Raw genomic sequence first — 11724 nt, 5'->3', positions numbered from 1 at the left:
CCGGTGAACAAGAGTGACCGGCAGGTCAACGCAGGGCGGCGAGCGGGTTCGGCAGGGCCGTCCACTGGTCGCCGGGCACCTCCGGGGAGAGCCGCATCAGAGTCAACGCCTTGGTGGGCAGCGGGCCTTCGAGGAGTGCCGTCAGGTCGGGGGTGGCGGGCAGGTGCCGTACGGCCGCCTCCAGGGCCGTCGCCAGGACCGGTCCCGAACCCGCCGTGCCCGCGAGGGCGCCCGCGACCAGGGAGCCGAACAGCTTGCGGCGCAGGGTCGTCTCGTCGTCCGTGACCAGGCGGCCCGTCAGGTCGGGCGGGGTGATGCCGTGCCGGCGGAGGCGGGCGGGACTGAGACGGATGTCGGCCAGGTCGCGGTAGACCAGGCGGAGCGGGGCGCCGGTCCCGGAGAGCACGACCAGGAGGTTCTGGCCGTGCGCCTCCAGGGCCACGCCCAGATCCAGCAGCCGCAGACCCACCGTCAGCGCGAGCCGGGTGAACCCGGCCAGCCACGACGGCGATTCGGGGAGCGTCGTGGTGGCCAGGGCCGCCACCGGGAGGACGCGCTCGCCCGGTGCCGCGTACGCCTGCGGCGACTCGCGCAACAGCGCCGCCAGGTCGGGGGAGCCGGCGGTCACCGCGCCCAGCGTGCGGGTGATGTGCAGGAGCCCGTCCGTGCGGTCCGCCAGGTCCGTGGCGAACGACGACAACGTCACCGCCGCGCCGACCGAGTACGCCGAGATGTCCCGCACGGACGAGGTCAGCCGGGCACTGAGGGCGGTCTTCACATGGGTGTCGTCGGCAAGGGCGAGCGTGCGCAGGGACATCAGCGGGTGCGCGTCCCGCCACGGCCCGGCGGAGCCGCCCTTGAGGACATGGGTGTGCTGCCAGGGGTGCACGGGAACCAGCAGACGGCCACCGTCCCGGAGTTCGTCCGGCCAGTCGCCGGTCAGCAGGCAGTCCCCGGCCGCGACCGGGACCGTCTCCAGCCGTACGACCGGCCGGTGCTCCGGCCCGTAGGCGAGCTGCTCCGCCGCCGAGAAACCGGGCCGGGAACGGCAGTTGGGGTGGAAGGGATGCCCGTCGACGACCCGCTGCTCCCACTGCCAGTCGCTCCCCCAGGCTTCGGCCGGAGAGACCCCCACCGGCCACTCCTCGGGGTCCCTCTCCTCCGGGCCCTTCGCGGAGAACTCCCGGTTCGCTCGCGAGAGCGCCAACGACGCGACGCTGTGCCCGAGTTCGGCGGCGAAACCGGCCGAGTGCGGCCACCCCAGGTCCGTCGTCAACCGCGCCGGATCGTCGTACACCTCCCCGTCCAGACGCACGGCGGTCACGTACGCGTCCGTGGCGTACGGATCCGCCCGCGGCCCGTGCAGCGCCCGCCCGTCGGCCAGCCACAGGGCGAGGCTGTGCGCCCCGCGCACCCGGCGCGCCACCCACGGCAGCGGCTCGTGCGCCAGCGCCCGCCACAGCCGGGTCAGCACCGCCGCCCGCGCACCGGGCAGCTCGGCCGCGTACCGGTCGACGAGGTCCGGCCGGGCCTCGGCCAGCTCCGCGGCGAGCCGGGTCTCGATGGGGGAGGGACGATGCACGGGAGGGCTCCTCGGAGAGGGGTACGACGGTCATGATGACCGGTGGTGAGCGACATACTGATCAGGATCGGACTGTGTGGACGTAGCGAACGAATGGAACGCGTGGACCTCATCCCCCTCAGCGACGCGGTCGGCGAACGCGCCGACGCGTACGCTGCCGCGCCCCTGCTCAACTGCCTGCTGCGGGAGGTGGCCCAGCCGCTCCCGGACACCGGGGAAGGGCCGTCACGGGTCTACCGGCTGCCCGGCGGCGGACGGCTGCTGCGGGTGCGCGGCGGACGCCGGCCGACCGCTCCCGAGGTGTACGCGGACGGCACCTGGCACCGCGTCGGCCACCCCGAACTGGTGAAACTCGTCGCCGAGGAACTGCGCAGACACACCGGGCTGTCCAACGGCGACCTGCCGACCGAGATGATCGACAGCCGGGACGCGGTCGCCGCGCTGCTCACGGCACGCGCCCGGGCGACGGCGCCCGACGACCCGTATCTGCGTTCGGAGCAGTCCCTCATCACCGGCCATCCCTACCACCCCGCCCCCAAGGCCCGTGGCGGCGGCCCGGTCACCGCCTGGCTGCCGTACGCCCCCGAGGCGCACGCCCGGTTCCCGCTGGCGCTGCTCGCGGTCCGGGAGGACGAGGTGGTGGAGGAGGGCGACACGGCCGCGCTGGACGCCCTGGCCGCCGTACCGCCGGGCTACCGGCTGCTGCCCGCCCACCCCTGGCAGCTCGACCTGGTCGCCCGCGACCTCGCTCCCGCCTTCGCGGACGGGCGGCTGCTGCGTCTCGGCGAGACCGGCTTCACGACCTGGCCGACCGCCGCGATCCGCACGGTGTACGAGCCGGAGCGGGACCTCTTCCTGAAGTTCAGCCTGGACGTCCGGATCACCAACGACATCCGCCGCCTCTGGGCGCACGACCTGCGCAGACTGCGCCGTACGGACGCGGCCGCGACCGCAGCGTTCACGGCCATGGACGGGCCCGCCGGCTGGCTCGGCGACCGCGGCTACCGCACCGCCCGCTTCGCCTTCGAGGAGCTGGCCGTACTGGTCCGGGACGGGCTGCGCGGGCCGCTGCTGCCGGGAGCCACCCCGCTGCTCGCCGCCGGCCTGGTGGAGGGCTTCGACGGCGACCCGCTGGCCGCGGCGGCGGACCCCGGTGCCTGGTGGGAGGCGTATCTGCGGGCGGTCGTACCCCCGGCCCTGACCGCCTTCGCCGAGCACGGCGTCGTCCTCGAAGCGCATCTGCAGAACACCCTGGTCGCCGTCGACGCCGACGGCATGCCGGTGCAGGCGCTGTACCGGGACGCCGAAGGGGTCAAGCTGCTGGCCGACGTGGACCGGGCCGCCGGCTGGGAGCGGCTCGTGTACTGCCTCGTCGTCAACCACCTGACCGAGGTCGCCGCCGCGCTCGCCGAGCGGCACCCCGGGTTCGACCCGTGGCCGGCGGCGCGGCGGGAGCTGGCACGGCAGCCGCTCCCGGAGGTGACCGGCCTGCTGGCCTCCCCGACCCTGCCCGGCAAGACCAACCTCCTGCTGCGCTGGACCGGCGCGGACGGGGCCGACGCGCGCTATCTGCCGTTGCCGAATCCCCTGGTCTGAGACGGCGGGGCGCCGGCTGTGCCGCTCGGCCGCCGTCGGCCACGGGAGCCGGGGCGTGCGGGCCGGCACGGTGTGCCCGAGGTGTTCCCGCCGGGCACGGCAGAGGCCGGCCGGCGGACCTCGCCTCCGGCGACCTCGCGTGCCCTCGCCCGAACACCCTCGGCCGCGCTCGCACCGCGGTGGCCGGGAGGCCGGTGCGCCGGGTGGTACGCCCGCGATCCACCTTCCCGCGGCGGTCCGGCATACCCTACGGTGCGGATGCAGTAGCGCCCCGGTCGAGCCGGGGCGGGGCGGGGAGGAAGAATGCGCGAGCAGCCCGGCGGTCACGGCGCTGTGGCGGACGTCGGGACGGCGGCCGGCGGGATGGTCGTGGTCGAGGACCTGCGCCGCACCTACGGCAGCGGCGACACCGCCGTCCACGCCCTGCGCGGTGTCTCCTTCAACGTGCCGCGCGGCGAACTCGTCGCCCTCAGAGGCCGTTCCGGCTCGGGCAAGACCACCGTGCTCAACCTGGTCGGCGGTCTCGACACTCCGGACGGCGGCCGGATCATCCTGGACGGCACCGACCTGGCCGGCCTCGGCGCCGACGACCTGCTGGCGCTGCGCCGCGACCGAGTCGGCTTCGTCTTCCAGTCCTTCGGCCTCATCCCGGTCCTGACCGCTGCCGAGAACGTCGGGGTTCCGTTGCGCCTGCGGAAGGTCCCGGCCCGCGAGCGCGAGGCCCGCGTCCGTCTTCTGCTCTCGCTCGTCGGCCTCTCCGACCATGCCGACCAGCGTCCCGGCGAGCTCTCCGGCGGCCAGCAGCAGCGGGTCGCGATCGCCCGGGCGCTTGCCAACAGTCCGGCCCTGATCATCGCCGACGAACCCACCGGCCAGCTGGACGCCGACACCGGGCTCACCGTGATGAACCTGCTGCGCGCCGTCGTCCGCAGCGAATCCGTCACCGCCCTCGTCGCCACCCACGACACCCAACTCCTCGCGCTGGCCGACCGCGTGCTCGAACTCCGGGACGGCCGCATCGTCGAGGACGACTGACGGCACCGCCGCGGACCGGCGACGAAAGCCCGGGCGGGGCGGTCCTTGAGGCGCCGGCACCCGACCGTCCGGGACGGAACCGGCGTGCCGCCGCCGACCTGCCGGATCCCGCCCCTCGCACACACTTCCGCATTACTCTGGCGACTGCCTGACAGCGTTGCCCGCAGACCTCACCTCCTCGGGGGACCGTGTGCCAGTTCACGAACAGCCCACCGGGGCACCGGACTTGGCCGAGCTGCGCCGGCGGGCCGCGGCGGCCGCCGCCCCGCGGCGCGAGGCGGGGCTGGTCGTCTGCGAGAACCTAGTGCGCATCTACCGGACCGAGGGTGTCGAGGTACAGGCCCTCCAGGGCCTCGACCTGACCGTGGCCGAAGGCGAGATGATCGCGGTGATCGGGGCCTCCGGCTCCGGCAAGTCCACGCTGCTGGGCATACTTTCCGGCCAGGACGTGCCCACCGCGGGCGCCGCCGAGGTCGCCGGACACGACCTCCTGGCGATGAAGCGCCGCGAGCGGCTCGGCTACCGGCGCGGCACGGTGGGCTTCGTCTGGCAGCAGACCTCCCGCAATCTGCTGCCCTACCTCTCCGCGGCCGAGAACGTGATGCTTCCGATGACGTACACCGGGATCAAGCGCTCCCGGCGCCGGGCCCGGGCGGAGGAACTGCTCGACCTGCTGTCCGTCGGCCACTGCCGGGACCGCACCCCGGACACGCTCTCCGGCGGCGAGCAGCAGCGGGTCGCCATCGCCGTCGCCAACGCCAACGAGCCGCGGGTGCTGCTCGCCGACGAACCCACCGGCGAACTCGACACCGCCACCAGCGACGAGGTCTTCGCCGCGCTGCGCCGGGCCAACGAGGACCTGGGTGTCACCGTGATCGTGGTGACCCACGACGCGCTGGTGTCCGAGCAGGTGCAGCGCACCGTGGGGATCCGCGACGGCCGTACCTCGACCGAGGTGCTGCGCCGGGTCGCCACCGACGAGGACGGCGTCGAGGTGCTCACCGCCGAGGAGTACGCGGTACTGGACGGCAGCGGTCGGCTGCAGCTGCCGGGCGAGTTCACCGAGCGCCTGCACCTGCGCAAGCGGGTGCGGCTGGTCCTGGAGAGCGACCACGTCGGCGTGTGGCCCGACGAGGCCGCGCGCCGGGCCAGGTCCGACGCGCAGGACGCGGCGGGCGGCGGCCCCGAACGCTGAGCACGCCGAGGGCAAGCCGTCACGCGAGGCGCAGTACGGCTCCCAGGCCGCGGCGGCGGGCGAGGACGGACTCGGTGACCGCGGCGGCCAGGATCAGCGCGGTCACGCCGGCGACGAGGGCGACGGTCAGCGAGTAGTCGGTGTGCAGCGCCGGTTGGGCGGGACCGCCGGTGAACTGCCGCAGGTCCAGTGTCCGCGCCATGAGCCGCGGTTCGAGCAGCCCCAGCAGGGTGCCGCCCACCGCCGAGGCGACCGCCAGCGGCAGCAGTTGCAGGAAGTGCAGCGCCCCGGCTTCCCTTGCGCCGAGTCCGAGCGTGCGCAGGAACGAGGTGGTTCGGCTGCGCTCGTGGGAGGTGAGGGTCAGTTCCAGGAGAAGCGCGAGCAGGCCCGACAGGGCGGCCAGGATCGAGCCGGTGGTGTAGATCGTGGCGAGTCCCCGCGTCAGGCCGTCCGAGCGCAGGGCACTGACCGTCTCGGAGCGGACGCGGATCCGGGCCAGAGGACCGAGCGCCTTGGCCGCCGCCGACCGCAGTGCCGCGGGTGCGGCGGTGGCGGGGCTGTCGCCCCTGAGGAGCAGGACGGTGCTTCCCGAGGGCTGCGGGGGCAGCAGATGCTCGGCTCCTGCGGTGGTGATCAGCAACGGCGTACCGGCGGTGAGCTGCGCGGTGACCGGCCCGAGGAGCGGGTCGCGCAGTTCCGCGGCGGTGAGGGTGCTGACCGGCTTGAAGACGAGGTCCACCGGCCGCTGCCCGTCGGGTACGACCGTGGCGGTGAAGCCGCCGGTGCGCTCGCTCGCCCGCAGGCCGGGCGAGAGGAAGCAGGGCAGCGGGGCGTTCGCGCCGGCCCGGGCTCCCGCCGGGGCCGCCAGCCGGGACAGCAGCGCGCCGGCCAGGGGCGACTTCGGGGCGACGGCGGCCAGTTGCCGGGGATTCACGGTGATCACGGCGACCGGCGAGATCACCGCGCCGTCGGCCTGCCCTGCCAGGTCGAGGGTGTACAGATGCTGGAGGGCGGTCCGTGTCCCGGTGGTGCCGGTACCCGATGCGGAAGTCACGGTTCCGGCCACGGTCGCGCTCGCCTCGGCGCCGGTGCTCCAGGCCGCACCCGCGGCCAGGCCGTCGTCGATCGTACGGTGCACGAGGCCGCCGAACACGGCCGTTCCCAGGGTCAGCACCAGGACGAACAGGGCCAGCCCGGTCGCCGGGGCGTCGTGGGCGGCCCGGGCGGCCCCGACGAAGCCCACCGCTCCCCGGCCGCGCCGGGTCCGCCGCAGCACCAGGCGCAGCACGAGCGGGTAGCACCGCAGCAGGACGAGTACGACGGTCAGCGCCACCAGCACCGGCACCGCGCCCAGGATCCCGTCGGGGCCCTGCGAGCGCAGCGCGATCACACCCGCCGCCGTCGTGACCAGCACCGTCAGCTCCAGAACCACGCGCCGGCCGAGGGCGATGTTCCGGCGTGAGTGCCGCAGCCGGCCGGGTCTGCGCGGCTCGCGGACCGCGAGCCAGGTCATCAGCGGCACCGTCAGCGCCACCACCGAGGCGGCGAGCGCGGCGGTCATCGGCTGCGGCGCTCCGGACGTGCCGGTGGGGGCGAGCGCCCCTCCGGCCGCCCAGCCGAGCAGTGCTGCGATCACCACCACCGGCCAGGCCACGGTGCAGCGCAGCAGCACCAGCCGCGTGGTGGACGCGCCCCGCGCGCGCTGCAACCGCAGGTGGGCCTGCCTTCGGCGCAGCAGCAGCCGTACCGCGACGGTGACGGTGGCCAGCGCGACCGCGGCCAGCGCGTCGACGGCGAACATCGCCAGGTCCCTGGCCTGTTGGTCCTGAGCGGTGAAGGCGGCGAGCAGCGGTGTCAGGGAGTCGGTCACCAACAGGGGCCCGGTGGCCTGGCCTTCGACGAGGCAGCTGAGGTCGCCGGTGATCGGGTCGGTCCCCTGGCACAGGGCGGCGCTGAGGTCCTGGCTGTAATGGGACAGCGGTCCGGTCAGGGTGCGGGCCCGGTCGAGCGCCGCCCCGGACAGATCGGCGCGCAGCTGCCAGGTCACCCGCGGGCCACCCACCCCGCGGCCGGCCAGCAGGTCGGCGGCGTCGAGGCCGACGAGGCCGCGGACGGCGAGCACCGTGCCGGCGGAGTGCTCGGCCGGGTAGCGTGACGGCTGGTCCAGCGTCTCCCGGCCCGACCAGAAGCCGTCGGTGGCGGCCGTGGTGCGGTAGATCCCGCTCACCAGCAGCACTGCGCGGGGCGGTGCGTTCTGCACCCCGAGGGTTTTGGCGAACTCAAGGGTCAGCCGGCTGCCGGCCCGGATGCCCAGCGCCTGCGCGGTGGCCTGCGACAACCCGATCTGGGGCGCGGTGCCCAGCGGCGTGTGGTCGGCCGGCGCGTGGCCGCTGACGTAGTGCAGGTGGGCCCGCGCGGACGGCAGATGGCTGACCGTCAGCTCGGTGCTGGTGATGGCCGGCCCCGGCGGCTGCGGTGAGATCAGGGACGCCTGGTTGTAGTCGTAGTCGCCGCCGGTGATGGTCACATGCCGGGCGGCGGGACCGCTGAGCCGCTCGATGAGGGTGCGGCCGGCGCCGAGCAGGGTGGCCATGTCCACGGCGGGCGGCTCGGTGCCGAAGACCTCAGGTGTGGTGCTCAGGCTGATCGGGGGCGCCTGGGCCCGCGTGGCGTCGACACGCTGCCGCAGTGCCCGGTCCTCCTGGCCCCCCGCGAAGGCGGGGCCCCAGGCGCACAGCGCCGTCAGCACCAGGACCAACACCGCCAGGCAGGCCAGCAGCGGCAGGTCGCCGAGGGTCTCCTTGCGTATCAGGCGCCGCGTCACCGCCGCGCCCGTACCCACGGTTCGCGTCACCGTCCGTCCTTTCCGGTCGTGTCCGGCCGCCCGGCTCAACGGTCGTCCCCCGCTCGCAGCACACGGACCAGGTCCACCCGGGCCAGCAGCCGGGCGAGCGCCAGCACGACGGCGCTGACGGCCACGGCGGTCGCCACCGCGGTGAGCGCCACGGTGCACCAGGGGATGACCAGCGGCAGCGGCGGATAGGGGGTCTGTCCGCTGTCGTCCACGGTGACCAGCGGCAGCACCGCCGATGCCAGGGCCATGCCCATCAGCGCCCCGGGGACCACCGCGAACAGCGCCAGACCGAGTTGCTCGGCGCCCAGCAGCGCGGACAGGCTTCTGGCCCGGACGCCCACCGCCCGCAGTAGGGCGAACTCCTTGCGGCGCTGCCGGGTGGAGACCACCGCGTGCACGGTGAAGGCGATGACCGCGAAGCCGGGGGCCAGATACCGGACCAGTTCCAGCACCCGGCGCAGTCCGCTGCGGAACGGGTCGGCCCGAAGGGACGCGGCGGTGCGCGCCGTGGTGGTGACGCGGCCCAGCGCGGGCTGCGCCTCGGTGGCGGCGGCCGTTCGAGCGCTGTCGGTGCTGCTGAGCCACCAGAACGCGGGATCCTCCTGGCCGGCACCGGTCCGCGTCGTCGCGGTGGCGAGTTGGCGCTGGTCGGCGATCAGATGCCCCTGTCCGCGGCCCAGTCCGGGCAGCGAGTCGACTCGGCCCACAATCTTGACGGTGACCTCAGCGCCGCCCAGATTCAGCGTGACGGTGCTGCCCACGCCCAGGCGCACCTCGCTCAGCGCCGAGGCGTCGGCGCGCACCGGCAGCGGCCCCGGCGCGCCGGCCGGGCCCGCGACGAGTCGCAGCCGGCTGCCCGGCCGGGTCTCGTAGTCGCTGCCGGCCAGGACGCCGAACGCGTCCTCGCTTGCCCGGGAGGCCCGGATGCCGGTGCTGATGGTGGTGCGGAGGACCTCGGGGCCACCACGATCGACCGAGCACACCCCGGGGGTGCCGGGACCGTAGGCGCCGGTGGGATTTCCCCGGCATGCCCCCGCGGTGGAGTCGGCGGCGTGGTCCGTGCCGTCGGCCCAGACCTGCCCCCCGGGCAGCCCGGTGATCCAGGTGTCCGCGGTGCCGCGCGCGCCCACCCGGATCAGTTCCAGGTCCAGCCGCGCGGGGCGCACATTCGGCTGCGGCAGGACGCTGACGGCGGTCACCGTCAGCGGATAACTCCGCGGGTGGCCGCCGCTCAGCGCCACGTCGAGGGGGACCACGACGGTGTGCCTGGCCCCGTCGGCGGCGGGCAGCCGGGCCGTCACCGTACTGACGACGCCGAACGCGTCCTGCACGGTCAGTCCAAGGTCCGGGGCCGCGCGGCTGCCGTCGCTGCTCAGCCGCTCGTCCACCAGCAGCGCGGTCGGACGCCCCGGGAGCCGTATCCCGGGGACGACCGGTGACGGCGGGCGGGGAGCGGGCCCGCCGATCGTGCCCACCAGCTCTTCGGTGGCTCCGCCGGGCAGGTTCACCGTCGACCGCGTCACTGGTGTCGCGGAGGTCACCGCCGGCAGGGCGCGATAGGCGGTGCCCAGGACGGAGGAGGGGTAACTGTCGTCTGCGGAGGGGGAGATCCGCACGTCTGCGCCGACCGTGAACGCGGCCTCCTCGGACGCCAGGCCGCCCAGGCAGGCCAGCGCGGTGGTGGCGAAGGCGCTCACCGACACGGCCAGGCACATCAGCATCACCGGTCCCGCGTTGCGCGCGGCCCGCCGACTCAACTGCCAGCCGGCCAGCGCGAGGACGAGGCCCCGGCTGCGCCGGGCGCACATGTCCAGCAGGAGGGAGGTCAGCGGCAGCAGCCGTAACAGCAGGAGCGCGGCGGCGCCGGCCACCAGGGTCGGTACCACGACCAGCACGGGGTCGGCGGACGCGCCGCCGGTGCCCAGGCCGGCGAGCAGCGAGTGGTGCCGCCGCAACTCCAGATATCCCAGGGCCGCGACGGCCAGCAGCGCCAGGTCGGCGCCCAGCCGCTGCGCGGCGCCGGCCCGCGCGCCGCGGGCCGGCCGCGACCGCGCCGACGGCAGCACGGGCAGCAGCACCGCCGCGGCGTGCACCAGCAGGGTCAGACCCACCGCCGCCCACGCGCCGGTGCTCCGGGTGCCGGGGTGCAGCAGCCCGGCCAGGAAGGGCGCGGCGACGGCGGCCGGGACGCCGGTGAGCGCCCACTCGGCCGCCGCGCCGCGCAGCAACCGCAGGGTGCCTGCGCCCCTGGCCCGTTGGAGAGCCAGTTCGCTGCGCCGACGTACCGTCAACTGACGAGCGGCCAGCACCAGGGTGGCCAGGGCGAGGGACGCGAGCATCACGCTCGGCAGGTACAGCGAGGACCGGGCCGCCACCATCGGCACTGACAGGTCGTCGATCGCCCCCGGCAGACCGGAGACCACGGTCAGGTCGTTCAACGACGGCCGCCGCCCTCCGAACACCGACACGCGGCTCTGGCTGCCGGAGAAGGCGCGCAGCCGGTCGTGGAGCCCGGCGAGGCTGCCCGGGGCGAGACGGGAGAAGTCCGGCTGCACACTCCAGTGGGCCGCCAGCTGCCCGTTCAGGACGGCGCTGCCGTTGAGGGCCGAGGCCGGGACCACCAGCAGGTCCTGGTCGGCGGTCTCCCCCTCGGTCAGGTCGCCGGCCATCGCGGGCCAGAACCCGACGGCACCGGACGCCCGGAAGACCCCGGTGACCCGTAGGGTCATGGCGCGCCCGAAGGCGTCCCGAACCTGCAGGCGGGAACCGGGTGCGACGCCCAGACGCCTGGCCAGCGCGGCGGGTACCGCCGTGTCGACCGGGGCGGTGGACCCGGTGGCGACCCGGACCTCGGGCAGCGAGGTGAACGCGCCGGCCGGGGCGTCGCCCGCGCCGACGGGCCACCGCCCGGCGACCAACCGCCCGAACCGGCCCGCGTCCTGCACCGCGACCGGGTGCAGACCGCTGCCGCCGGGACCGCGCGGCGGGCCCGTGACCCCGTCGATCCCTGTTACCGAGACCGGCGACATGCCCAGCAGCCCCACATAGGTCCGCTGCGGCACCCCGGCGAACACCCGGTCGGCGGCGGCCCGTACGTCCCGGTCGGCCGCGGCCATTCCCCCGGCCCGGAAGGACGCGTTGACGCTCACCTGCGCGTCGGGGTCGGCGGCCAGCCGCCGCACGGCCCCGGCCTGCACCGAACTCCCGGCCAGCGTCGCGAGCGCGGCCAGCGCCGTCGCACACAGCAGTACGGTCACTGCGACCGCGGCCGACGCCAGCCCGTGCTGCCTGGCTCTCCTGACGACGGCGGGAAGCCGCTGCCAGGCCTGGCGCGGAGTATCCGGGCGTCGCCGTGGCGAAGACGTCAAGGCCGTGGCGACCACATGACCCCCGCAGAATCGAACATGTGACGGTGACGGCGCGTCACAGTCCTACCAGGCATCCCTCAACCACACAAGAATC

The 11724-nt window shown here is 75.0% G+C and carries 6 protein-coding genes; 3 read left to right on the top strand and 3 right to left on the bottom strand.

Annotated elements, in window-relative coordinates:
* Window positions 1-25: 25 nt before the first annotated feature.
* On the bottom strand, window positions 26-1582 hold the full coding sequence (locus tag ACFY6U_RS01960; protein ID WP_390034591.1) for an IucA/IucC family protein: 1557 nt from the start codon (window positions 1580-1582) through the stop codon (window positions 26-28).
* Window positions 1583-1675: 93 nt separating this feature from the next.
* Here ACFY6U_RS01960 and ACFY6U_RS01955 point away from each other — a divergent pair, with 93 nt between their 5' ends.
* The 3 genes from ACFY6U_RS01955 to ACFY6U_RS01945 all read left to right on the top strand — a co-directional run bounded on the left by ACFY6U_RS01955 (window position 1676) and on the right by ACFY6U_RS01945 (window position 5408).
* Window positions 1676-3178 (top strand): IucA/IucC family protein, encoded by a 1503-nt coding sequence (locus ACFY6U_RS01955; RefSeq protein WP_390034590.1) that lies wholly within the window; start codon window positions 1676-1678, stop codon window positions 3176-3178.
* Between the two features lie 303 nt (window positions 3179-3481).
* Window positions 3482-4213 carry an ABC transporter ATP-binding protein gene (locus tag ACFY6U_RS01950; RefSeq protein ID WP_390034589.1) on the top strand — a complete coding sequence of 244 codons (732 nt, stop codon included), beginning with the start codon at window positions 3482-3484 and terminating at the stop codon, window positions 4211-4213.
* 226 nt (window positions 4214-4439) lie between these two features.
* Entirely contained in the window at window positions 4440-5408 is a 969-nt protein-coding gene (locus tag ACFY6U_RS01945) for an ABC transporter ATP-binding protein (protein WP_351488961.1), read from the top strand.
* A 19-nt stretch (window positions 5409-5427) separates the two neighbouring features.
* On the opposite strand, the gene ACFY6U_RS01940 is transcribed toward ACFY6U_RS01945, so the two are convergent.
* Both ACFY6U_RS01940 and ACFY6U_RS01935 read right to left on the bottom strand, forming a co-directional pair.
* On the bottom strand, window positions 5428-8262 hold the full coding sequence (locus tag ACFY6U_RS01940) for a hypothetical protein (protein ID WP_390034588.1): 2835 nt from the start codon (window positions 8260-8262) through the stop codon (window positions 5428-5430).
* A gap of 35 nt (window positions 8263-8297) precedes the next feature.
* Window positions 8298-11519 carry an FtsX-like permease family protein gene (locus ACFY6U_RS01935; RefSeq protein ID WP_390034587.1) on the bottom strand — a complete coding sequence of 1074 codons (3222 nt, stop codon included), beginning with the start codon at window positions 11517-11519 and terminating at the stop codon, window positions 8298-8300.
* Between the last annotated feature and the right edge of the window lie 205 nt (window positions 11520-11724).

Origin of the sequence: Streptomyces sp. NPDC013157 (assembly GCF_042899865.1) — a bacterium.
Taxonomy (GTDB): Bacteria; Actinomycetota; Actinomycetes; order Streptomycetales; family Streptomycetaceae; genus Streptomyces.
Note: the sequence above shows the minus strand (reverse complement) of the source record. Positions and strands in the feature narration are given on the sequence as shown.